This window comes from Paenibacillus sp. ATY16, assembly GCF_003399985.2.
Classification (GTDB): Bacteria; Bacillota; Bacilli; order Paenibacillales; family Paenibacillaceae; genus Pristimantibacillus; species Pristimantibacillus glycanilyticus.
In genome coordinates this window covers 63,126-87,420 of the sequence record NZ_NMOK02000023.1, presented here as the reverse complement: position 1 = coordinate 87,420, position 24,295 = coordinate 63,126, and the positions used below count along the sequence as shown (strand labels likewise).

Here is a 24,295-nt window from a genome sequence, read left to right as displayed (position 1 = left end):
ATAAGAAAAAGTTCAATCCATTCCTATTGATGCAGACGAATAAAGCATATACTCGAACTTACATGGAGTCAATTTTTATCGTTTTTAACGACTAGGCAGTCATCTGAAGGAGGATTATGATGAAGGACACGCAGATCAGCATCAAGGATGATTTTTGGAATGAATATACAGAGCTAGTACGAACAACGGTCATCCCTTATCAGTGGGAGGCATTGAACGACCGCATCCAAGACGCGGAGCCCAGCTATTCGATCCGCAATTTCCGGATTGCGGCGGGCCTAGAGAAGGGCGAGTTCGGCGGATGGATTTTTCAGGACAGCGATCTCTACAAATGGCTGGAGGCCGTTGCTTATTCGATAGAACGTCAGCCCGATCCTGAGCTGGAAAAGATTGCGGATGAAGCGATCGAGCTGATTGGACAAGCCCAGCATGAGAACGGATATCTAAATACGTATTTCACGATTCAAGAGCCCGGCAAAGAGTGGTCCAACCTGTATGAAGCGCATGAGCTGTACTGCGCGGGTCATTTGTTCGAAGCGGCTGTTGCTTATTATCGGGCAACGGGCAAGCGCAAGCTGCTCGACATTTCCTGCCGCTTTGCCGACCTTATCGCAAGCTTGTTTGGTAAGGAACCGGGACAAATGCAGGCTTATTGCGGCCATCCGGAGGTTGAACTGGCCTTAGTGAAGCTGTATCAAGCTACGGGAGAAGAACGGTATCTGAACCTGAGCTTGTACTTTATCGACGAACGCGGCAGCAAGCCGAATTATTTCCTGGAGGAATGGGAACGACGCGGCCGGACAACGATCTGGGCGCAAGGGGAGCCTAATCTCGAGGTGTACCAAAGCCATCTTCCGGTTCGGGAGCAGCCGGTTGCCGTCGGACATGCCGTTCGGGCGGTATACCTGTATACAGCCATGGCGGATCTTGCCCGCTTAACCGGTGACGTCAAGCTCCGCGAAGCATGCGAGCGGCTGTGGGCGAATACGACCGGCAAGCAAATGTACATCACCGGGGGGATTGGCGCGACGCATCTCGGAGAAGCTTTTACATTCGACCACGATCTTCCGAACGATATTGTCTACGCGGAGACCTGCGCGTCGATCGGCCTTATCTTCTGGGCACGGCGGATGCTTCAGCTGGAGGCCAAGAGCGAGTACGCGGACGTGATGGAGCGGGCCTTGTACAATAACGTGCTCGGAAGCATGGCGAAGGACGGCAAGCATTTCTTCTATGTGAATCCGCTTGAGGTATGGCCGGAAGCAAGCGCCAAGAGTCCGGATAAATTCCATGTGAAGCCGGTTAGGCAAAAATGGTTCGGGTGCTCCTGCTGCCCGCCTAACGTAGCCCGTCTGCTAGGCTCGCTCGACGAGTACATTTACGATGTGCCGGAGGACGGCTCAACCGTCCGTGTCCATCTGTTTATCGGAAGCGAAGTAGCATTCGAGACGGGAGGCCGGAAAATCGTAATGAACCAGAAATCGGAGCTCCCGTGGAACGGCCAGGTTGTATTTAAGATATATCTGCAAGAAGATAAAGGCGATGTTCCGTTTATGCTTGCGCTTCGTATTCCGAACTGGTTCTCTTCGAAAGAGCCGGTATTGAAAATAAACGGAGAATCGGTCCGTTACCATGTGGATAAAGGTTACGCCACCGTATACCGCGTATGGCAGGACGGTGATCTGGTGGAATGGCTGCTGCCAATCGAGACGCAGCTGATTGCCGCGAATCCGTTAATCCGCGCGGATGCCGGTAAAACCGCCATTCAACGCGGACCGCTTGTCTACTGCGTAGAGGAAGCGGATAACGGCAAACCGCTGGCATCTCTATCGCTTGCGGAAGTGCCGGAACTATCGGCAAGCAAAGCTTCGGAACTGCTTGGAGGCTGCGTCGTAGTGGAAGGCAACGGAGTTGTTATCGACAATTCCGGCTGGGTGGAAGGTCAGCCTTATCAGCCGCTAACCAAGCATAGGGAATCCGTCCGTTTCAAAGCAATTCCTTACTATCTGTGGGGCAACCGTGAGCCTGGCGAAATGAACGTATGGCTCCGCTATTAAAAAGTTTTTCGTTACCTTGCATAATGTGGTGGTAGCTGGAGAAATTAATTTCAGCACCAAAAATTACATCACAAACCAACACATTAGGAGGGCTTTTCAATGTCTAGAAGCAACAGCAATACTTTAGTGGTACCACAAGCAGCGCAAGCTTTGGATCAAATCAAATTCGAAGTGGCTTCAGAGCTCGGTATTTCCTTATCGCGTGATGGTTACAATGGTGATATTACTACTTATAATGCCGGAAAAATCGGCGGATCGATTACTCGCCGTTTGGTTGAAATCGCTGAGCAAAGCCTTGGCGGTGCATCCACTAACTTCCGTCGTTAGTAAATACGAAGCCAAAAAAGGCTGCCTACTTGATAGGCAGCCTTTTTGCTGTTCTTATTTATTGGCTTGCAGAGCCCGTTTGCGGGTCATCTGCCGAACGGATGCAAAGCAGATAAACGTCACCAGCAAGGCCGATACGATAAAGAAGACGGATCCCAATATGGAGTTCGAGACCGCATGCGCAAACTCCGATACGGAAGGGTGTTCCGCGCGGATCGAGGTATTAAACACCGTAATGAGAACCGCAAGGCCCAAGGAAGCACCGCTTTGATGGGCGACATTGACCAGACCCGAAGCCGCGCCGCTGTCTTGCGGCTGCACACCGGTCAGTCCCATTGCCGTAAGCGGCTGAAAGACCATTCCGGCACCGATGCCCATGATAGCGAGAAGGATAAATAGATCCGGAAAGAACGGCGTCTGAGCGGAGACCATCCGGCTTAACAGAAGCGTACCGATAATCGCAATGATTAACCCGGCAGACAGTACTTTGATATTGCCATATCGCCGAACCAGTCCCGGGATAATGTACATCATTCCGAACTGAGCAACGGTAAACGGCAGGAAGGCCAGACCTGCTTCAAAGGAGCTGAATCCCAGGGCATTTTGCAAATATTGCGGGATAAAGAAAAAGAGGGAGAAGTTCCCGCCAACCATCAGAAATCTTCCCAAGTACGCCCCGGAACGCTGGCGGTTCGCAAATAATCGCAGCGGGATAATCGGCTCAGCCGCCCGGGTTTCAATAAGAACAAATACCGCCAGCAGGACAACTCCGGCCGAAAGCGGAATCCAAGTTGCGGGGTTACCCCAGCCGTAATCCGCCGCTTGAACCAAACCGTAGACCAACGATGTCATGCCGATAACGGAAGTAAGGGCGCCGCCTATATCAAAGCGGCCGGCACGATTGCTAGTCGGCTGAATAAACTTGTAAACCAGGTACAGCAAAACAATTCCGATGGGTACATTAATAAACATACCGAAGCGCCAGGAGACAAAATCGGTGAAGAATCCGCCAAGAATGAGGCCGATGCTTCCCCCTGCGGCGGATACGGCGCTGTACATGGAAATCGCCCGGGAGCGTTCCTTCGCTTCCACAAAGGTAGCCGACAGCAAGGCAAGCGCGGCAGGCGTGGCGAGTGCGGCGGCAAAGCCTTGCAGAGCCCGCGAGATAAGCAGGAATTCAGCCGTTGGCGCTATGCCTGCAAAGAATGAGGTCAAAGAGAACAACCCGATTCCGATGCCTAGCATTCGTCTTCGCCCCAGGAGATCTCCTGCCCGGGCACCAAGCAGCAAGAAACCGCCGAAGGCGAGAATGTAGCTGTTATGAACCCAAGTCAAGCTGGTTGTCGACATGTGAAGCGTCCTTCCGATTTGCGGAATGGCCGTTACCATGACGGACGCGTCAAGCACAACGATTAGCTGGCACGCGATAATAATCGTGAGAATAATCCATTTGGATTGATGCATGTTCACGTTCCTTTCTTGTTCCCGTGTTAGTGTTCCTGAAAGCTATTATGAATGGAATCGGCGATTCGAAGTAGATCGTTCCTGCTTAAAAGTTGCCTAAAGCTGCAATTCAATTGTTCTTTTACTTTCCAATCGTCAAGAATGCTTATATAATCAGGATCAAGGCGGGAGGGATATCGGATATGCCGGAGCAAACCATGGATTCCCGGTCAGCGGGAGGGAAAAGTATTTCGATTTATAAGAAAACGCTGGATCAGCTTATTGCGATGACAGAACGGATGACGCTCGTGGAAGGGCGGAATACAACGATCGTACCTTTCCTGTCCATCGTCAAACGCAGTCATGATACGGTGCCGTGTCCAGGCGTGTTGACACCTTCTTTTTGTCTGATTCTCCAAGGGGAGAAGAAGCTGTATCTCGGGCAGGATATCTTTCATTACTGCGCGGGGGATTACGTTGCATCGCTGCTGGATATCCCTGCATTTGGCCAGGTTGTCGGAGCAACCGAAGAGCAGCCTTATATCGGACTGCGCGTCGATTTCACGACGCAGGAGATTGCTTCCGTCGTCGTGGAGGCTGAGATCCTTGCGGAGCCAAAAGAAAAAGATTTAACTTCCGCGGCCTTTATCGGCAAATCGGATGCCAATCTGCTGGACATCTTTTACCGGCTGCTGAAGTTAATCGACAAGCCGAAAGAAGCCCGGTTTCTGTCCGAGCTGTTGAAGAAGGAAATGATATTCAACCTGCTATCGGGCGATTTCGGACATTTGTTTATGCAGAAGGTACTGTTCGACCAACGGGCGGATGGGGTAGCGAAGGCGATTCACTGGATCCAGGAGAACTACACCTACTCCTTTACGGTGGAGGAGCTGGCGAAATCATGCAATATGAGCACGTCCGGGCTTCATCATAAATTTAAAGCCATCACTACAATGGGGCCTTTGCAATATCAGAAGCAGCTGCGTCTGCAGGAAGCGCGGCGCCTGATGCTTAGCGGTCCCGTAGGGGCAACTACAGCCGCGCTGACGGTAGGCTATGAAAGCCCGTCGCAGTTCAACCGGGAATACCGAAGACTGTTCGGCCAGCCTCCCCTTCAGGATATCAAGACGCTTCGCAAAGCGTCGGGCGGCGCGGAATTCGAGGATCCTATTTAAGAAAAATAACGGACAGAAACGGAGCCGCGCGGCAAGCGGGCTCCGTTTTTCCGTTTTGGCCGCTCGTATATTATAATGCTGTCATGGTGTTTCAAACTGAAACGAAAAACGAGGTGTCATCATGAAAATAAAAGTGCTGGCTATAGCTCCGTATGTAGGTTTGCGGGATTTACTGTTGGAAATGGTGCAGGAAGAAACAATGATTCGGATGGATGTGGAAGTAGCGGATTTGGAAGAAGCTCTCCCGCTTATTCAGCAAGCCGAGGAAAAGGGCTATGACATTATTATCAGCCGCGGCGGTACGGCAAACCTGATCCGCAAGCATTCCTCTCTGCCGGTCGTGGACATTCCGGTATCCGGCTACGATATTTTGCGGGTGCTGACGCTTATCCGCCGAACGAATTCCAAGGTAGCCATAATCGGCTTCCCGAATATATGCAAGGCGGTTGCGGAGGTGTCCAGCCTGCTGGATTTTGAAATTCCGATTATCCAGATCAGCGACCAGACCGAGGTGCGCGGCGCTCTGCGGCAGGCATTTGGCGATAAGGTTCAGATCGTGCTGGGGGATGCCGTTACGGTCCGGGCAGCGCAGGAGATGGGCTATCACGGCATTCTTATTACCTCCGGCAAAGAATCGGTCGGCGATATGTTCCGGGAGGTTAGGCGCGTATACGATGTGTACCGGCAAGGCCGGGAGCAGACGATGTTCTACCGGGATATCCTGGACCAGGATACAAGAGCGATTATCGCGCTTGATGATCGTCATCGGATTCTGTTCATGAACCAGACGGCGGGAGAACTGCTCGCCAGCAGCGGCAGCGGGGATGCGGACGCTTTGTCAGGAAGCAGCATCCAATACTCGTTACCCGCGCTTTATAAGCTGATAAGCGGAGCGGAGGAGGCGGACAGTACTGCCAAATGGACAAAGCAGTTTCTTTATTTGAACGAGCAGCAATACAAGGTCAGCGTGAGCGAGCGCCGCAAGGAAGGGAGCTTCCGTTATCTGGTTTCCCTGGACTCGATCGAGAATTGGCGCAACGAGCGAAGATTCGCCGCTTATATTCCGCCAAGGCTCACTACGTTTAATCAAATGGTAGGCTCCAGCGTAATGTTGAATAAAACGATTGCGAAGGCGCAAAAGTATGCACTAAGCGACCGAAATCTTTGGATTTCCGGGGAGAGGGGAACCGGCAAATCGCTGTTCGCCCAAGCGATCCATTCGGCGAGCAGGCGCCATGCGCAAGGCTTCTATATGATTCCGTGCGAAGGGATGACGGGGCAGGAAACCGATCTTCTGCTGAAAGGAACGGCGGAGGAGCTTGGCTTGCCCGAGACCGGTTTCGGCGGAACGATCTATCTGAACAATGTGGACAGGCTGGACCGCGAAGCGCAGGATCAATGGCTGCAAGCCATACGCCGGTACCCGCAAATCCGGTTTATTGCCTCTTCCTCAACAAGCCTAACCCGCCTGAAGGGGAAGGCGGACTACAATCATGAGCTAATCGCCGCTTTAGGCGAGCTTCAATTAGCGGTTCCTCCGTTAAAGGAACGGATGGAGGACATTGATGAGATCATCAGGGTCATAATTGCGAATTATAATTTTCAATCCGGCAAGCAGATCGTCGGTTTCCGCGAAGCCGCTCTCGATGAGTTGTTGCAATACGATTGGCCGGGAAATTTACGCGAGCTGGAGCGCGCCATTCACGAAATGCTTGTCCTGACCCAGGGCAATCATGTAGAGAAGAAGGATGCGGTGACTGTTATAGAACAATATAAAGAGTCCTTGATTGCCGATGCGGATACGGTGTCTACCACGATAGACCTGCGGGGAACGCTGGAGGAAATCGAGCGCCGGATCATTACTTACGTCCTTCAAGAGGAAGGAATGAATCAATCCAGAACCTGCAAGAGGCTCGGAATGAACCGGACAACCTTTTGGAGAAAAATGAACAAAACGTTTAATAATGAAACGTAATTAAGGTTGCCCATCCCATTAGCTCGCTTTATAATTAGCATTGTAGCGCTTACAAATTGAATTTACTGTTTCAATTTGAAACAAAAATGCGTCTTAGGGGGACTACTTGTGAAGATTAAAGCGAGCATCGAAAAAATCCCTGGCGGTATGATGATCGTCCCATTATTGATTGGAGCTATCATAAATACGGCTTTTCCAACGATTTCGACTTATTTTGGTTCCTTTACGGGCGCATTGATGACCGGATCGCTTCCCATGCTGGCTGTCTTTTATGTCTGCATGGGATCGACCATCGACTTTAAAGCAACGCCTTACATCGTGAAAAAAGGCGGTACCTTATTGATCACCAAAATCGGCATTGCGATGCTGGTTGGTTTTATCGCCGGTAAATTTCTTGGCAATGGCATGATTGATAACGGTTTCTTCGCCGGGCTTTCCGTTCTGGCTATCGTCGCGGCCATGAATGATACAAACGGCGGTCTGTATATGGCGCTGATGGGGCAGTTCGGACGCAAGGAAGATGTAGGCGCATATTCGATCATGAGCCTCGAGTCCGGCCCGTTCCTGACCATGATTACGCTTGGCGCAGCCGGCCTCGCCGCGTTCCCGTGGCAAACGCTTGTAGGCGCAATCCTTCCGCTGGTAGTCGGCATGATTCTCGGCAATTTGGATAAAGAGCTCCGCGAGTTCCTCTCTAAAGGGGTGCCGGTCCTCGTTCCGTTCTTTGCCTTTGCGCTTGGTGCCGGGCTGAATCTGGGCAATGTGTGGAAAGCAGGCGCGCTTGGCGTGCTGCTAGGCGTTGCGGTTGTTATCATTACAGGCTTGGCGCTGATGGGGACCGACCGGCTTACGGGCGGCAATGGCGTAGCCGGCTTGGCCGCAGCTACTACCGCGGGCAATGCCGCAGGCGTACCGGCGGCCGTTGCCGCCGCAAACGCGATTTATGTACCGCTCGTTCCTTCGGCAACCGCGCTTGTTGCTTCGAGCGTTATTGTGACGGCCATCCTTACGCCGATTGTGACCGCATGGTGGGCTAAGCGTCTGGAAGCTAGAAGCAAATAAAACGACGGAGGATGCAACGTGAAACAGATATCGATTATTGCAGATGATTTAACCGGCGCATCGGACTCCGGCGTTCAATTTGCCCGGAACGGCCTAAAGACGCAGGTGCTGTTCGATTGGTCGTCCATTCCCGATGACCATTCGGAGCTGGATGTGATCGTCATCGACACGGACAGCCGCTCGATACCCGGAGAGCTTGCTTATGAGCGGGCGGCTAGTGCAGCCGCGGCGCTCAAAGAAAAAGGCTTTAGCTTTATTTACAAAAAAATGGACTCTACGCTCAGAGGGAATCTGGGGCAGGAAATACGCGGGGTTATGGACAGCTATAGCTTCCAAGCCGCATTTATTGCGCCTGCCTTTCCAAGAATCGGCCGGACGACCGTAGGGGGAATCCATTACTTGAACGGTACGCCGATTCACGAAACCGAGATGGCGAGAGATCCGAAGACTCCTGTACCGGATTCCCGTGTCGCCCATATTTTGCAAAAGCAATCCAGCCTTGCTAGCGCGAATGTAGAGCTTGCTTTGTTACGCGAAGGTCCGGAGGCGGTTCGTCAATTTATCGAAGAACAATTTCGTCAAGCCGTAAAGCTGTTTGTGTTCGACGCGGAGACGGATGACGATCTCGCCGTTATTGCCGCGCTTATGCCGGTATTTCAAGCAAGCGTATTGTGGGGAGGTTCGGCCGGTTTGGCGGAATTCCTGATTACGCCGGATCCGCCCAAGACCGCTGGACGATACGAAAAACAATCTGCGACGGGTGCCGTCATTCTCGTAGCGGGAAGTATATCGGCCATTACCCGGGAACAGGTTGCGGAGGTTAACCGGCAGGCCAATGTTGCCGCTTTGGAGGTGGATCCTCTGGCGGCCATCGGACCCGCTGAAGAACAAGAGCGAGAAATAGCAAGGTGTACGGCAGAGCTGCAGCTTGCTATTGCAGCGGGGAAAGACATTTCGCTTCACGCCGGTTCTTCTCCGGAGCAAGTCCGCGCCGCCAAGGAAAAGGGAGCGGCACTTGGACTGGATTCCTCGGATGTCTCCAACCGGATCGCGGATACGCTTGGCCAAATAACAAGCCGGGTTGCTGCGGGCAGCTCCGTACAAGGTCTCGTGCTCACCGGTGGCGATACGGCCAAAGCCGTCTGCAGATATTTAGGCGTCAGCGGCTTTGAGCTTCATCATGAGGTGGAGCCGGGTATCCCGTTCGGCACCTTGGTTGGCGGTTCCCGATTGCCGGCTATTACGAAAGCAGGGGCCTTCGGGCGTAAAGGATCGTTATGGCATGCCATGCAGCATATACGAGAAGGAAGAGGGGAATAACAATGAAAGCGATTATTGGGATCACAATGGGAGATGGCGCAGGCGTCGGCCCCGAGATTATTATGAAGGCTCTTGGCGATTCGGCTCTGTATGAGAGCTGCAATCCGTTTGTCATTGGCGATGCGAAAATATTGGAACGTGCGGCGGGTGTCGTGAACAGCGAGCTCAAGATTCGCCCTATTGCTTCCGTCTCGGAAGCGCAATACGAATACGGTACGGTGGATTGCCTTGATCTCAATCTGCTGCCCGCCGACCTTCCGTTTGGACAAGTGTCTCCGGAAGCGGGGCATGCCGCGTTTATGTACTTGAAGACCGCCATTGAGCTGGCAAACGAAGGGCTGATCGACGGTATCTGCACGGCGCCGCTGAACAAAGAAGCACTCCACAAGGGCGGCCATATTTATCCGGGTCATACGGAGATTCTGGCCGATTTGACGGGGACGCAGGATTTTGCGATGATGCTCTCCGCTCCAAAGCTGAAGGTCATTCACGTAACCACGCACGTAGGCATCATTGATGCCGTAAGAATGATCGAGCCGGAACGCGTCTACAAGGTGATCCAAATGGCTCATGAAACGCTTCGGAAAGCCGGCTACGCGGAGCCACGCATCGCGGTTTGCGGCATTAATCCGCATGCCGGAGAAAATGGGCTGTTCGGCTACGGGGAGGAAGAAGAGAAGGTTATTCCAGGCGTCGAGCGGGCGCAGCGGGAAGGCATAAACGCGCAAGGTCCGCTCCCCGCGGACACGTTATTCTTCCGTACGACGCGCGGCGACTTTGATATCGTTGTCGCCATGTACCACGATCAGGGACATGGTCCGGTAAAGGTGTTAGGCCTCGAAGCAGGCGTTAACATTACCGTCGGCCTGCCGATTATCCGCACGAGCGTCGATCACGGAACGGCTTTCGATATTGCGGGCAAAGGCATCGCGGATGACCAAAGCATCAAGGAAGCGCTCCGCCAAGCGGTAGAGCTTGCGCCAAAGCGTTAATCGATTATATTAATGCATATAAAAGGGACATCAGTCGATGTCCCTTTTTTTTTGTTGCTTAGGATAAAACAAATAAAATAATTTGTTATAAAAGATATAGATAATTTTATTTTGACATGTCAAATGTATTGTAATATATTGGGATCTGGAGCAGTGAAAGCAAAGAGGGGGATTGATTGCCCGTTCATCGGTTGCGAAAGCATAGGGAATCGGGGTCATTCAAGAGGCAAGAAGTCAGAAAGAAGAGGCAGGGGAATCCAATGTCTAGTAAAGAATCGGTTTACCGGCAATTTCGAATGTACTGGAACAACAATATGTATTTCTTGGGAATCGCTTACCGCACGGCGCCCCGCCGGGTAATCCTGCAATTTATACTCGCTGTTCTAAACTACGGAATGGATTATCTGTATGCCATATTATTTATCGGGTATGTGTTTGGTGCGGTGGAGAACGGGACGCCATATCGTTATGTATTGGCTTTTATATGCGCCATGATCGCAACGTATTTCGTTCTGTCAGTCGTCTCCGAATGGTTCGAAAAGCGTTACAAGCCGGTGTGCGATCTCATGATCTCGCAAGAGCTCAACCGGATCTTGTTCGAAAAAGCCGCGGAGGTTGAGCTAGCCTGCTATGAAAATACGGAATTTTACGACAAATATACGCGGGCGGGGCTGGAAGCGGACACCCGCATGGCCAGCGTTCTGGACAATCTGACGAATTTCGTGGGGGCGCTTGCTTCATTTATCATGCTGTTAATCACGGTTATTTATCTGGATCCGATTGCCATTGTCTTTATTATTCTTCCGGCCGTAACCAAGCTTACGATCACGGTCCGCCGCAACCGCGCTTTATATGAATTGAACAAAGCCAACACGCCGTCCGTCAGGGTCGGCAAATACGTAAACCGGATTGCTTATCTGGAGAGCTATGCGAAGGAACTCAGACTTTCGAATTTATTTCGGGTGATGCTGGACCGTTACGGGAAGGCTGTTGGCATCATGCGCGGCAACTTCCTGACCTTGGGCAGGCAGGTCGCTAAATACAGGGCGCTTGACGATGTCCTGGGCAGAGTTGCTCCGTATCCCCTTGCGATGCTGTATGCGGGATATAGCGTGCTTGTCCTTCAGAAAATCAAGGCGTTTCAGTTTATCGTCCTGCTGAATGCGATTAATAATTTAAGCCACTCGATGGCTACCGTGTCCGGCTTCTTCACCAATTTGCAGGAAAACGGCATTTATATTGAGAATGTGAAGGAATTTCTGCGTTATGAGCCGGTTATTCCGCAGAGCCAAGACGGTGTGGCTCCGGACGCCGGAAAGCCAAGCCTGGAGCTTCAGCAGGTCGGCTTTGCTTATGACGGACAGTCGCAGCCAATCCTGAGCGGCATTGATCTTCTGGTGAAGCCCGGCGAGAAGATCGCGCTGGTTGGCCATAACGGAGCGGGCAAATCCACGCTGATCAAGCTGATGATGCGGCTCTATGATCCAACGGAAGGCGTCGTTCGCTTAAACGGCGCGGACATTAAAACCTATCGTCTTAGCGAATATCGGGAGCTGTTCGGAACCGTATTCCAGGATTGCAAGGTGATCGCGATGCCGCTTGCGGACAATGTTTTTATGCGCAGAGCATCCCAGCATGAATATGCGCAGGCGGCTGAGGTATTGGACAAGGTAGGCGTCTATCAAAAAATTGAAAGCATGGGCGGCTCGGTCATTTCCGTCATGACGAGGGAATTTGATGACAAGGGACTAGTTCTCTCCGGTGGCGAGATTCAAAAGATTGCGATCAGCCGATTATTCGCGGATAATAGCCGGATCGCTATTCTCGATGAACCGTCAAGCGCGCTTGATCCGGCGGCGGAAGCCTATATGTTCGAGCTGCTGCTGCAAGCATCGGCGGACCGTACCATTATCTTTATCTCGCACCGGCTATCTTCCGCCGCGCTTGCCGACCGGATCTTCATGCTGGAAGAGGGCAGAATCGTAGAGACCGGCACCCATAAGGAGTTAATGGCTGTAAACGGGAAATACGCGGATATGTTCCGCAAGCAGGCGGAGCATTACAGGGAGGAGGCCGCTCAGTATGGCTAAGCGGGGAGACGTTCTTCGCAATAATCTTTTTATGCTGAGGTACGTGTTCCGGATCGTACCGCTGTATGCAGTCGTCCATCTGATCATGCAGGCGTTGTTCGGATTGTTTGATGTCATGTGGGGCGTCCTGCTCATCAAGCTTGTCGTTGACGCGGTAACGGTTCATCATTCGGTCGTCCCCGTTCTGCTTGCCGCGGGAGGTTATTTGATCTACGGGGCAGCCATTCAGACTGCGGCCGGTTACGTTTACGAAATGTTTGCGCCCTTCCAGCTTCAGAAGCTGAACAAAGCGATGCAGACGGAATTGTACGGGAAAGCCATCCGAATGGATTACGCAAGGTACAACGACCCCGAGTATTATAATCAATTCGTGTGGGCGGCGTCGCAGACGGAAGGCAAAGCGGCCGATGTGCTTGGTCAGACTGCCGAGCTGCTTAAAAGCACGATTACCGTAGCGGGAATCGCCGGGACCTTGCTGGTCTTGAATCCTTTAGGCGTTGCTGTTGTTATTATCGGACTTGCGGCGAGATTCGGGATTACGATTCTATCCAATAAAGCAGAGTTTAAAAGCGAGCTGGAATTAAAGCCGCTGGAACGGAAAAAGAATTATACCAGCCGGGTATTCTATCTGCCCGATTACGCGAAGGAGCTTCGCACGAGCCGAATCGCGGCGCCGCTCATGGAAGATTACCGCGGAGCGAATACGGCGATGCAGCAGGTTGTCCGCAAATACGCACCCCGTTTAATCCTGCTGCGGATATTGAACGGCTTTGTATTCCGCACGCTGCTTATGGACGGCATTTATTTTGCCATTACGGCTTATCAGGTTATTGTGCAGCACTCGATTACCTACGGCACGTTTGCGGCTGTAACGAACGGCGTATGGACGCTAGGGTGGAGTCTCAATAATCTGATTGACACGGTGACGAAGTTTCAGAAAAATAACCTTTATATCCGGCAGCTGCGCTCTTTTCTTAACGATAAGCCGCAAATGGAGGAGCCGCTGCAGCCATGCGAAATGCCGCGTTTGCCGAAAGAAATACGGTTGTCCAACGTCAGCTTCACCTACGGCAATAACGATGCGCCGACGCTTCGAGGCATACATATGTGCATTCGGCCGAGAGAGAAAATCGCAATCGTTGGTTATAACGGCGCAGGCAAGTCTACGCTGATCAAGCTGCTGTTAAGGCTGTACGACGCGAGCGATGGCGATATCCGTTACGATGGGCGAAGCATTCGGGATTACCGTTCGGAGGACTATCGCGGCCAGTTCGGGGTAGCGTTTCAAGATTTTCAGCTGTTTGCGGCTAGTCTCGCGGAGAACGTATGGATGGATCGGGTGGGAGACGAGGATACGGAGCGTCAGAACGTCATCATTGAAGCGCTGCGGAAAGCGGATTTTGCCGGCCGTTTGAGCAGTCTGAATCAGGGTCTGAATACGGAACTGACAAGGGAGTTTTCGGACAAAGGGCAGATCTTCTCCGGCGGTGAAGCGCAAAAGATCGCAATCGCCAGGGCATTCGCCAAGCCTTGCTCTGTCCTCATTCTCGATGAGCCTTCCAGCGCTCTTGATCCGATTAGCGAATACAATTTGAACCGGGCGATGCTGGAGGCCGCGGAGGATAAGACGGTGATCTTTATCTCTCACCGGCTGTCCACAACCCGTCTAGCTGACCGTATTTATATGATGGAACGCGGGGAGATCATCGAATCCGGCAGCCACGAAGAGCTGATGCAGCTGGATGGCAGCTATGCCAAGCTGTTCCGGCTTCAGGCAGGGCATTACCTGTCGGCTTGATCATACGGATAAGTTAAAAGCCTCAAGCGCACATCCGCAGCACGGATTGCTTTTGAGGCTTTTCTTATGGTTATTGCTTATGTAAAATGCTATAAACCTTCTCCATATCCAAATGAGCGCGGACATGCCCGGCCAGCCGGTCAAAGGCTTCAAGCTGTCTGCTGCGGAAGGGGAGTATCTCTTCGATTGGAGCCAGATTTTTTCGTGCGCGTACTTTATTCAGGTATTGCCGACGGAAGGCGTCGTTATGAAAAATGCCGTGTACATACGTGCCGAAAATTCGGCCTTCATCCGAAATGCTGCCCTCGTCCTGTCCGTTAATGGACAAAAGGGGTAGAACCGGCGCGAGGGGAGTGGTCTGCCCCATATGAATCTCGTAACCTTCAATGGCAAGACCATGCAAATCAGTCCAAGCGGAATGCCCGCAGGAAACATTGCCGTTGACTCGTTCCGTTCGTTTATGGGTATAAAAGGTTGTAGAGAGCGGTAGAAACCCTAATCCTTCCGATTCGCCGATTGAGGATTCGACTTGATGCGGATCGTATAGCTTTTGTCCAAGCATCTGGTAGCCTCCGCATATCCCGGCGACATAACAACCGCTTGCGGCATGATTGGCGATGGCTTCCGCGAGCCCGGTTTTCTTCAGAAAGAGAAGGTCTTCCATCGTGTTCTTCGAGCCCGGAATAAGGATAACGTCCGGTTGCCCTAATTGATCTATGCTCTCAACATAACGGACCAGGACATCCGGCTCGGCCTCCAGCGGATCAAAGTCGGTGAAATTCGAAATGCGGGGCAGCCGAATGACCGCGACATCCAAGTCTCCAGTCCCGGATTGCTCCGTCCGCTTCTCCAGCACAACCGAATCCTCCGCTTCAATATCGAGCCTTGGCATATAGGGGATAACCCCTAACACGGGAATTCCCGTACGTTCTTCGAGCCAGTCCAGTCCGGATTGCAGCAGACTGATGTCGCCTCGAAATTTATTGATAATAAATCCTTTTACCCGGCTTCGCTCGTCTTCTTCCAATAGCTCCATCGTTCCGACAATGGAAGCGAAGACGCCGCCGCGATCAATATCCGCAACCAGCACGACAGGGGCATCGGCCCATTTGGCCATGCGCATATTGACGATATCCCGGTCCTTCAGATTAATCTCGGCAGGGCTTCCCGCGCCTTCCAGCACGATAATATCATGTTCCCCGCGTAGGCGGTCCAATGCGTCTCTTACAATGCCTTCGGCCAAAGGAATATACTCCTCGCGGTATCGCCAGGCGCTCATTTCTTCCAGCGGCTTGCCGTGTACGACGATCTGCGCCTTCATCTCTCCGGTAGGCTTGATTAGGATCGGATTCATATCGGTTGTCGCCGCGATGCCGCAAGCTTCCGCTTGAACGCCTTGCGCTCTGCCAATCTCCTTGCCGTCAAGCGTTACATAGGAGTTAAGCGCCATGTTTTGCGATTTGAAAGGCGCTGTTTTCCATCCGTCTTGCACGAAGATGCGGCATAATGCCGTAGTCAGCACGCTTTTTCCTACGTCAGATGCCGTGCCTTGCACCATAATGGTTGATGCCTGCTTCAAGCTTGTACCCCCTTCAATTGCGATTGCTTAAAATCGAAATTAGTCTTGTTTCTCAATATAAACCATGTCTAAAGGTTGGGAAAGAATTATGGAATAAGATATATTGAATATATATAATATGGGTGATATAATCTTCAACGAGATAAGCGCTTACATATTCAGGCACATTTGGCATGATTGTGGGGTGCTTATTTGCGTTTTTAGGTCAGTACTTCTCACGTCAGGGTGAAGGCAGGTGGTAGGAGGGAAGAAATCGGCAACCGGTAAGGCTTTTTGCATAAAAGTTAAACCCAATCATTTTAAGAGGAAAAAGGAGACTAAAGATGAAATGGAATAAGAAATTTGGTGCAGTCTTGCTTGCAACCGTTATAATGGCTGCATCTTCTCCATTCGTGGGGCTTCCCAAAGCGGAGGCAGCCGGATTAAGCTGGCCTTCCGAGCAGATCCTGCCGTCTTTCTCGGCGCCGGCTTCTACGCTCGACGTTATGAATGTGGTAACGGAGTATAGATACGAGGCGGAAGGGAACGGAATCGGCCATGGCACCGGTCGACCGGAAAGCAATGGCTGGCTGGCGCAAACCTCCATCGATGCTCCAAATAAGCATATGGTTTACGGACCGTACGCTAAGGATATTCCGGCAGGAGATAACCAGGCTTATTACGATATGATTATTGATAACAATACGGCTAATGATGATCTCATTGTTACGGTTGATGTCAGAGACAATACGACGGGTCAGGTATTGGCAAGCCGCGACATTACCCGGAAGCAATGGACGAAGGTAGGCACTTACGAGCGGTTTACGCTCAACTACAATAACCCGACCACCGGACATGAGTTGGAATTCAGGGTGTATTGGTACGGCCGGGCTTACACCAAAGTAGATGCCGTAGGCTCCATACAGCAAGGGAAATCGGATGAAACGGTCTTGTTTACAACTCTCAAGGGACTTGTCAATAAAACGCAGCCGAGAATCTATACGTATGATGACAACGTGAGAAACGAAGACGGAAAAGATAAATGGTTGAATGATTTGGGATTGGGACATACGGATGTAGCGGACAACTGGTCCTTAATTACCAAATATGCCAGCGAGATTAACGGAATCGTCGTTTATGACGATGCCTTGCCCGATACGTTAAACCTGGCTACGACAATCGCTGCGCAATCCGGAGCCATTGTTGCGCCGCCAAGCTTGGTCGGCAAGCTGACTTCCGCGCCGTACAATCTGCCGATCCTAGATGATTTGCGCGGAGATTTCAGCACAAAGCTTGAAGTCTATCAATATTTGCACGATCATTATTGGTCCTCGCTGTCCCATAATCTCATTATTGGATTAAGCCCCGGAATTAAAGGCGCGCTGCGCGATTATGCAACGGCAACCGGCGCGGCAGTCATCTGGCTGAATCCTTCCGTCCCGGCAGAGAAGACCCTCCTGCAAAGCTTCTTCTCCGATATGCCTGCCGGCAGCGGGGTGTACATGGGCTGGTGGCCGGATGAAGCGATTGGCGTTCAAGCCGCTTCCGAGTATGGCATTTCAACGATTGCCAGCGACTGGTCTTCCAACCTGACGGTATTCGGCGGTACTTCGAGAACGGTCAACGTGAAGCCGGTGCCGAATAAACCGCCTCTTCAGAACAAAATTTATGTCTCGCTTATTTTGAGCGACGGCGATAACCTGCAGTATATGGAACACCGCTTCAAGAAAATTTGGGATTCGCCTAACCGCGGAGCCGTACCGCTTGGGTGGACGGTATCGCCGGCTATGCTCGATGCGATGCCTGGCGTGTTGAATTATTTGTATGATTCCGCTACGCCAAATGACGCGCTTATAGCAGGGCCGTCCGGGTTTGGCTATACTTATCCGAATGCATGGGCGAATCAAACCTATCTGAATAAATTTGTTGCTTTATCGAACGATTACATGAATCGCGCGGGATTAAAGGTAGCTACTATCTGGAATACCATTACCGGCGGCATTAATCCGAACGTAGGGGAAAGCTTTGCCCAATACGCGCCGTCCTTGTTAGGCTTAACGGGCCAAAACGCCGGCAGTCCGATTACGATCTACGGCAATTCGCTGCCAACGCAGGGGCTAAGCGCGACTTATTGTTACTCCGAAGCAACGATTATTTCCGAGATTAATCACGCGATTGCAGGCTGGGATGGAACGGCACCTCGTTTTGTCAGCATCCAATCCAATCCGTGGGATGTTAATTACCAGATGATCGTCAATGCGGTAAATAACTTTAGCAGCAATAGCAATATCGTTTTTGTCAGACCGGATACTTATTTCCAATTAATGCGCGAAAACAACCAGCTGCCTATCGATCCGTCTACGGTCGTTAAGCAATACGAAGCGGAAACCGCCTTCTCGCATGAAACAGGATCAGCGAGCGGCAGCGACTGGTCAGCTAGCGTAAGCGCGGATGATGCAGGCTACATGCTGTCCGGCAATGCCGACAATACCATTCCTGCAGGCAGCAATACGGCGACCTTCAAAATGAAGATCGATTCCAACGCGGGCACCAACGATAACGTCGTTACGCTTGAAGTTCGCGATAACGCAACCGGGCATACCCTTGCTTCGGTTGATGTGTCCCGCAATCAGTTCAAAGCTAACAATGCGTATCAGGACTTCAACCTTTCCTTCGACAATCCGTCCGGTAGCAGCCTGGAATTCAAGGCTTATTACAAGGATAAAGCGACAATCAGTATTGATAAGGTGACGGTGTCAAAAAGAATCGGCAAGTATGAAGCGGAAGGTGCTGTGGTCGGGCATGAAGTGGGACGTGCCAGCGGAGATGGCTGGCAAGCTACGCCATCGCTCGATGGAACGGGATATATGCTGAACGGTCCGAATGATACGAATGTGCCAATGGGGAAGCATACGATTGCTTATCGAATGAAAATCGATAACAACACGACCGACAAAGACGTAGTGGCTGTTATCGATGTTTGGGATGCGGCAACAAAAACCGTCGTGAAACAAGCGAAGATTACGCGGCAGCAGTTCGCGTCGGCGAATCAATACCAGGATTTCGCGTTGTCCTTCAACCAGACGCTGAACCAGAATCTCGAATATAGAGTCTGGTATGCGGATAAAGCAACGATAACGGTGGATGGCATTACGGTTAACTAGGGCTCGGCCACAGGGAGAGGGACGCATGATCAACATGCGTCCCTCTTTATTTTTTGGGCTTTTTTTGTTGCCTCGACAAAGAAACGGAGCCGTCTCCGCTCAGTAGCGGTTCTATGGAAAGAGCAATTCTCAGCCTTAAGCTCTCAATGGGATCCTTCAGCTTAACCCCAAGCAGCTTCTCGCATTTATCCAGCCGGTACACGACGGTATTGCGGTGCACGAATAGCAGCTTTGAGGTCTCCATCAGCTGGCATTGCGTGTCGTAGAAGGCGCTAAGCGTCCGAAGCAGCTCTTTCCGCTCCTGCTCCTCCGTATGTCTGATACCGTAAAAAGTCTCCTCGTAAAATTGCTTCAGTTCGTCATGCGGCAGCATGTGGAACAAGTAACCGATATCCTTCGACTGGTAGGATTGCACGAACTTGGTTCGCTTCAAGCGGTAGCCGTATTGGAGAGCCTTGATGGCTTCCTCATAGGAGTGCTTGATTCCAAGCGCATTTGTTGCAGGCTTGCCGATACCTATGGACAAGCTTAATCCGATCTCCTCGTATAGTCGGTCGGACAGGCGGGCCAGTTGCTGGAGAAAGAAGGATTCATCCCAGCCTGAATCGGATAGATGCAGCAGAAGTCCAAATGAATCGTTTTTGGTAAACATCACAAAGGACTGCCCGATAGCGGAAAAATGCCGCTTAATCCTCTCGTAATGCTCATCACGCTCGGATACGTTCCGTTCATCCTGCCTCTCTGTTTGACTATCCCTCTGACCGTTTCCCCAACCTGCCCCATCCCGGCGAGCCGCAAGCATGACCCAAGCTCCGTTTGCTTTTATTCCGTATTTCTTTCCTCGATGAATAGCTTCCTGCTCGGAGGTGATGTAGCCGTCGATCAGATCGGAGAAAAATTCGTTTTTGTAACGGCGCGAGCGTTCCTTCACCGCTTGTGCTTTTGTCAGCTCCATGCCAATGACATTGGAGGCTTGTTCCAAGGTTAAACCGTACAAATTGGACATTTTCTCTCCGGAATGGAAGGAGAGTAAATAACCTTCGTGGCGGTAAGTGTGAACCGGATACAGCAGCACGTTGCAGCGATTGCGAAGCGAAACGTCAAGGAGACAGAAGGAAGTTGGCGACGACGGTATGGCTGCTCCATCGAGAATGGCATCCGCTGCCGCTGCCAAGTCAGGCATAAGAGATGCGTAACCGAGCCTGGATTCCGCAATGGGCTGCAGTTTTCCGTTAAGAAGCAGAATGGGAGAGGAAAGCAGCTTGGTCAAAGCATCAACAATACCTGTAATGCCTTTGCCTTTCATGATCATTTCGGAGAACTGCTTATGGATATGCAAGGCATATTGCAGTTCTTCATTCTTGTTATTCATGATCAGACTTGTGGATCTTTGCAAAATCTCGCCTAAAGACAGCTCTACTGCCGAGATTTCGATAATCGGGAACTGCAGCCGTTCGGCTTCGAGAAGCGCTTCCTCGGGGACATGGAGCTTGAAGCGTTCCGTCTTGACAGCCATGCCCGAGCATTCCATACGCTGCATATCCCGCATCAGCTCCATAAACATGCCGGGTGTCTGCTTCATGAAAAAACCGTTGGTCAATAAAAGCTCGCCAGGGCGCAGAAACCGGATGATATCGGGGGCATCCATAATATTGACGGTTTGAACCTTGCGAGTAAGTCCGTTAAACCCGGCAATAACTCGTGCATGCTCGTAAATGTCGTTGGCAAGCAGCTCGCTTAGCAGCAATGGGATCCCTTCCTTTTCAAAAAGAGTTTTGTGTCATGAAATGTAACATGTAATTGGGTGGGTGTAAATCAATATTTGGATCATTCATCCAATTTCCTTATAATTTTTTAGTTGATGCAGCCAATGACTTTCCGTATAGGAACAGCTATTCTGAATTTAGCTTAAACGAAGTCAAGAAACGTGACATGGAGGGGGCTGCAATGCTTGAACAAATCATATCGAATGTCAGAGTAATGGGTCATCATCCATTGAAGGATGTAGGAGTAGCAGACGGCAAAATCGTTTATGTGGAGAACAGCGGGGCTGCAACGGAATGGACGGCGAATGCCGTTGTGAATGGGGAAGGCGGCGTACTACTGCCAGGTCTGGTAGAACCGCATATCCATCTGGAAAAGGCGTATCTGCTGACCCGGATGGAAAAGGAAGCTGAATCGCTTCAGGAAGCGATAAGGATGACGGCCGACATGAAAAAGATTTTTACGAGAAGCGATATGAGAGAGCGGTCCTTGCAAGTGATTAAGGAAGCCGTACGCAACGGCGTAACCCATATGCGTTGCCATGCGGAGGTTGATCCCATTCTAGGATTGTCGGCCATTGAATCGGCGCTCGAGCTGAAGCAATCCGTACGGCATCTGCTGGATTTGCAAGTGGTCGCTTTCCCTCAAGAGGGAATATTCAAAAGCCCGGGAACCGCCGAGCTGATGGAAGAAGCTATTCGGCTTGGCTGTGACGTTGTGGGCGGAATTACGTATCAAGATCCGGACTTGGACGAACATTTGAAGTTTGTGTTTGATCTCGCGGGCAAATATAACAAGCCGCTGGATTTCCATGCGGATTTCTCCGACAAGCCCGAGGATCTCGCGATCGTTAAAATTGCCAAGCGGACCATGCAATACGGGCTTCAAGGCCGCGTAAGCGCCGGGCACGTCACCTCTCTGGGTTCTCTTGCGAGAGTGGAGGCGGAAGCGGCAGCAGAGCTGCTGAGCGAAGCGGGCATTCATATCATCACGCTGCCGGCAACCGACCTTTTTATTAATGGACGGGGTGATGAGGAGAAGCCGCGCAGAGGTTTGACGCCCGTCAAGCTGCTTCAGGAAAAAGGGGTTAACGTAGCCATTGGCATGAACAACGTGCAGAATCCCTTCACCCCGTTCGGCAAAGCGGATCCCCTTGAAACGGCATGGCTGCTTGCGGTTACCGCTTATATGGGAGGCGATAGCGATGCGAGCCGCTTGCTGGGGATGCTCACAGAGGGCGCAAGCCGGGTGTTAGCCCTCGAGGGCTACGGGATTCTGGAAGGGGCGCCGGCTGACATGGTGTTGTTCCGGGAGAGGACGGAAAGAGACGTACTGCTTCATAAGTCCGAGACCCGGACGGTATGGAAAAGAGGCGTTATGGTCGCGGATACAAGAATCGAGAGAGAGAGATTGTCCATCATATAAAAGATAGAGGAGAGGATCATAGATGAGTAAACGTTATAACCTGAAGGTATGGTGTGCGGCATGGATGGCGGTTATGGTACTGGTGCTCGCGGGCTGCGGCGGCAACAAAGCGGCTTCGGGCAATGGCAACAAAAGCGATAAACCCATTCTGATCGGCATGTCGACGGAAGCAACGGGCGATAACGCCATGAACTCTATTAATTTGTACCAGGGGGTTCAAATCGCCGTTGATCAGATTAACGCCAAAGGCGGCTTGCATGGCCGAACCGTTGAGTTGGTCGTTCGCGACACCGAGCAGAATCCTACGCGAGGCATCAGCATTATTAGGGATTTTGGGCAGAAGGAAGGCGTGCTTGGAGCAGTTGGGGGCTTCTACAGCACCGTTATGCTGGCGCAATCCCCCATTATTATGGAGGAGAAATTTCCGTTTGTCGTAGCCACCTCCAATGTTCCCGCATCGGTAGAAAGCGGCATGCCTTGGACCTTTGGCGTACGGATGAACGCGAACATTACCGCGCAATACGCTTTGCAATTCATTAATAAATACTTTGCTACCGACAAAATCGCGATTCTTCATGAGAATGGCGGTTACGGCAAAGGCGCCGCTGCGGCGATGACAAAAGCGCTTGAGGAAAAGGGACTGAAGCCGGTAGCCGTGGAGTCGTTCGACAATGCCAAGGATAAAGATATGACCGCGCAGGTCAACCACGCAAAGGAAGCGGGAGCCGAAGTGATCTACCTGTTCGGGCAAGGAGCCGGCAATGGCTATGTGCTTCAAGCGATGGATAAGCTCGGCTGGAAGGTTCCGATCGTTGGCGAGAACGGCATGGCCAACAAAGGCGTGCAGGAGGTAGGCCAGCAGCTGGCGGAGGGAACCTACGCGATTCAGACAGCCAACTTTAACGTTGATCAGACCCGGGAGCCTGCGGCGGCATTCCTGAAGGATTTTACGGCAAAATTCGGCCATATTCCAACGACGTTTGCTTCCGCGGCGCAAGGCTATGACGGCGCGATGATGCTGTTCCAGGCCATTGAACGCACGGAGCTGACGGGCAATCTGAAGAAAGACCGCGAGGCGGTCAAAAACACGCTGGAAACCAATCTTGGCCAATACAGCGGGGTTATCAAGGATTGGGATCAGGCGTTCACGAAAGACAACCATGATGCAATCGACGTTCATTCGTATTTGATGTCCGTGTGGAAGGACGGCAAGCTTGTCGTATCCGACAAACAGTAACAGAGCGGAAAAGAGGGATCAGCATGTCGCTTATCTTGCAATTAATCATCAGTGGTCTTGCGGTCGGCTGCCTCTATGCCGTTATCGCTCTCGGCTACAGCTTAACCTATGTCGTAAACGGTACTCTCAATATGTCGCAAGGGCAGCTCGTTATGGTAGGAGGAGTCCTGCTGTTTGGTTTCTCCGAGCACGCGGGGCTGCCGTTTCCTCTCGCGTTTGCTGCTTCAATCCTGCTGGTAGCCTTGCTCAATCTCGTGATCGAGAGGCTGGCCATACGCAAGTTCGATAAGGGTGCGAATTCGGTTGAATGGGTACTCAGCACAATCGCGGTCGGCATTATTATCCAAGACGTTGCCCTCTATTTCAATGGTCCGGATGAAGGGGTTGTCCCTTCTCCGGCAGGCAGCGGAATGCTTCGCATTATGGATGCCGGCATTTATTGGAAGGAGTTTATTTTCTTCCCTATCGTTGGCGTGCTGCTCGCGTTGTTAATCCTGTTTTATCAAAAATCGCACTGGGGCTTGTGGCTGCGCGCAACGGCGGATAACCGGACAGCCGTTGAGATGATGGGCATTAGCAGCGGGCGTGTCGTGGCAGTTGCTTACGTATTAAGCGGATTGCTCGCGGGGATTGGCGGGGCTTTAATGTCTACGAACTATGCCGTATCCGTCGATGTAGGCTTGCCGCTAGGTCTAAAAGCCATCTCCGTCGCCATTCTGGCAGGCGTCAATAATCCCAAGGGAATCGTAGGCACGGGGCTGCTGCTTGGCGTCGCCGAGGTGTTTATCGGTCAATATATCTCGACCGCATTCCGGGAGATGTTCGTGTACGGCATTGTTATTCTCGTGTTGTATTGGAAGCCGATGGGGCTGTTTAACGTCAGGAAAATAGTCGTCAAGGTATAGGGT

The 24,295-nt window shown here is 51.6% G+C and carries 16 protein-coding genes; 13 read left to right on the top strand and 3 right to left on the bottom strand.

Features of this window, described 5'->3' with window-relative positions; genetic code table 11:
* Nucleotides 1-119: 119 nt before the first annotated feature.
* Nucleotides 120-2,057: a glycoside hydrolase family 127 protein gene (locus CFI03_RS13235; protein ID WP_248757844.1), complete on the top strand. Its 1,938-nt coding sequence runs from the start codon at nucleotides 120-122 to the stop codon at nucleotides 2,055-2,057.
* A gap of 99 nt (nucleotides 2,058-2,156) precedes the next feature.
* Nucleotides 2,157-2,384, top strand: coding sequence for an alpha/beta-type small acid-soluble spore protein (locus CFI03_RS13230; RefSeq protein WP_127493240.1), 228 nt, complete (start codon nucleotides 2,157-2,159; stop codon nucleotides 2,382-2,384).
* Nucleotides 2,385-2,438: 54 nt separating this feature from the next.
* Here the strand turns inward: CFI03_RS13230 and CFI03_RS13225 are convergent, their stop codons facing one another.
* On the bottom strand, nucleotides 2,439-3,848 hold the full coding sequence (locus CFI03_RS13225) for an MFS transporter (protein ID WP_248757578.1): 1,410 nt from the start codon (nucleotides 3,846-3,848) through the stop codon (nucleotides 2,439-2,441).
* Nucleotides 3,849-4,030: 182 nt separating this feature from the next.
* Between CFI03_RS13225 and CFI03_RS13220 the strand changes: the two genes are divergently transcribed.
* The 7 genes from CFI03_RS13220 (at nucleotide 4,031) to CFI03_RS13190 (ending at nucleotide 14,239) form a co-directional block, all read left to right on the top strand.
* On the top strand, nucleotides 4,031-5,002 hold the full coding sequence (locus CFI03_RS13220) for an AraC family transcriptional regulator (RefSeq protein WP_248757577.1): 972 nt from the start codon (nucleotides 4,031-4,033) through the stop codon (nucleotides 5,000-5,002).
* A 121-nt stretch (nucleotides 5,003-5,123) separates the two neighbouring features.
* Nucleotides 5,124-6,977 (top strand): sigma-54-dependent Fis family transcriptional regulator, encoded by a 1,854-nt coding sequence (locus CFI03_RS13215; protein WP_248757576.1) that lies wholly within the window; start codon nucleotides 5,124-5,126, stop codon nucleotides 6,975-6,977.
* Between the two features lie 108 nt (nucleotides 6,978-7,085).
* On the top strand, nucleotides 7,086-8,039 hold the full coding sequence (locus CFI03_RS13210; protein ID WP_201000904.1) for a 2-keto-3-deoxygluconate permease: 954 nt from the start codon (nucleotides 7,086-7,088) through the stop codon (nucleotides 8,037-8,039).
* Nucleotides 8,040-8,057: 18 nt separating this feature from the next.
* Nucleotides 8,058-9,359, top strand: a complete 1,302-nt coding sequence (locus tag CFI03_RS31325; protein WP_248757575.1) for a four-carbon acid sugar kinase family protein — start codon at nucleotides 8,058-8,060, stop codon at nucleotides 9,357-9,359.
* Between the two features lie 2 nt (nucleotides 9,360-9,361).
* Entirely contained in the window at nucleotides 9,362-10,351 is a 990-nt protein-coding gene (gene pdxA, locus CFI03_RS13200) for a 4-hydroxythreonine-4-phosphate dehydrogenase PdxA (RefSeq protein WP_248757574.1), read from the top strand.
* Between the two features lie 260 nt (nucleotides 10,352-10,611).
* Nucleotides 10,612-12,441, top strand: a complete 1,830-nt coding sequence (locus CFI03_RS13195; protein WP_248757573.1) for an ABC transporter ATP-binding protein — start codon at nucleotides 10,612-10,614, stop codon at nucleotides 12,439-12,441.
* Nucleotides 12,434-14,239, top strand: a complete 1,806-nt coding sequence (locus CFI03_RS13190; protein ID WP_248757572.1) for an ABC transporter ATP-binding protein — start codon at nucleotides 12,434-12,436, stop codon at nucleotides 14,237-14,239. Before CFI03_RS13195 ends, CFI03_RS13190 begins: the two co-directional genes overlap by 8 nt.
* A gap of 70 nt (nucleotides 14,240-14,309) precedes the next feature.
* On the opposite strand, the gene CFI03_RS13185 is transcribed toward CFI03_RS13190, so the two are convergent.
* Nucleotides 14,310-15,818, bottom strand: coding sequence for a cobyric acid synthase (locus CFI03_RS13185; protein WP_248757571.1), 1,509 nt, complete (start codon nucleotides 15,816-15,818; stop codon nucleotides 14,310-14,312).
* A 323-nt stretch (nucleotides 15,819-16,141) separates the two neighbouring features.
* Between CFI03_RS13185 and CFI03_RS13180 the strand changes: the two genes are divergently transcribed.
* Entirely contained in the window at nucleotides 16,142-18,961 is a 2,820-nt protein-coding gene (locus CFI03_RS13180; protein ID WP_248757570.1) for a GxGYxYP domain-containing protein, read from the top strand.
* Between the two features lie 46 nt (nucleotides 18,962-19,007).
* Here the strand turns inward: CFI03_RS13180 and CFI03_RS13175 are convergent, their stop codons facing one another.
* Entirely contained in the window at nucleotides 19,008-20,708 is a 1,701-nt protein-coding gene (locus CFI03_RS13175) for a PucR family transcriptional regulator (protein ID WP_248757569.1), read from the bottom strand.
* A 200-nt stretch (nucleotides 20,709-20,908) separates the two neighbouring features.
* Here CFI03_RS13175 and CFI03_RS13170 point away from each other — a divergent pair, with 200 nt between their 5' ends.
* Genes CFI03_RS13170 through CFI03_RS13160 form a run of 3 tightly spaced genes read left to right on the top strand, consistent with a single transcriptional unit; the run spans nucleotide 20,909 to nucleotide 24,292 of the window.
* Entirely contained in the window at nucleotides 20,909-22,150 is a 1,242-nt protein-coding gene (locus CFI03_RS13170; protein WP_248757568.1) for an amidohydrolase family protein, read from the top strand.
* Between the two features lie 22 nt (nucleotides 22,151-22,172).
* Nucleotides 22,173-23,387, top strand: a complete 1,215-nt coding sequence (locus CFI03_RS13165; protein ID WP_248757567.1) for an ABC transporter substrate-binding protein — start codon at nucleotides 22,173-22,175, stop codon at nucleotides 23,385-23,387.
* 23 nt (nucleotides 23,388-23,410) lie between these two features.
* The gene (locus CFI03_RS13160) at nucleotides 23,411-24,292 is read left to right on the top strand and encodes a branched-chain amino acid ABC transporter permease (RefSeq protein WP_248757566.1); all 882 of its coding nucleotides are present in this window, start codon (nucleotides 23,411-23,413) and stop codon (nucleotides 24,290-24,292) included.
* Nucleotides 24,293-24,295 lie beyond the last annotated feature (3 nt).

Coding starts and splice junctions, on each gene's coding strand:
- CFI03_RS13235 (WP_248757844.1), top strand. CDS start 120: ATGAAGGACACGCAGATCAGCATCAAGGATGATTTTTGGAATGAATAT.
- CFI03_RS13230 (WP_127493240.1), top strand. CDS start 2,157: ATGTCTAGAAGCAACAGCAATACTTTAGTGGTACCACAAGCAGCGCAA.
- CFI03_RS13225 (WP_248757578.1), bottom strand. CDS start 3,848: ATGCATCAATCCAAATGGATTATTCTCACGATTATTATCGCGTGCCAG.
- CFI03_RS13220 (WP_248757577.1), top strand. CDS start 4,031: ATGCCGGAGCAAACCATGGATTCCCGGTCAGCGGGAGGGAAAAGTATT.
- CFI03_RS13215 (WP_248757576.1), top strand. CDS start 5,124: ATGAAAATAAAAGTGCTGGCTATAGCTCCGTATGTAGGTTTGCGGGAT.
- pdxA (WP_248757574.1), top strand. CDS start 9,362: ATGAAAGCGATTATTGGGATCACAATGGGAGATGGCGCAGGCGTCGGC.
- CFI03_RS13195 (WP_248757573.1), top strand. CDS start 10,612: ATGTCTAGTAAAGAATCGGTTTACCGGCAATTTCGAATGTACTGGAAC.
- CFI03_RS13190 (WP_248757572.1), top strand. CDS start 12,434: ATGGCTAAGCGGGGAGACGTTCTTCGCAATAATCTTTTTATGCTGAGG.
- CFI03_RS13180 (WP_248757570.1), top strand. CDS start 16,142: ATGAAATGGAATAAGAAATTTGGTGCAGTCTTGCTTGCAACCGTTATA.
- CFI03_RS13170 (WP_248757568.1), top strand. CDS start 20,909: ATGCTTGAACAAATCATATCGAATGTCAGAGTAATGGGTCATCATCCA.
- CFI03_RS13165 (WP_248757567.1), top strand. CDS start 22,173: ATGAGTAAACGTTATAACCTGAAGGTATGGTGTGCGGCATGGATGGCG.
- CFI03_RS13160 (WP_248757566.1), top strand. CDS start 23,411: ATGTCGCTTATCTTGCAATTAATCATCAGTGGTCTTGCGGTCGGCTGC.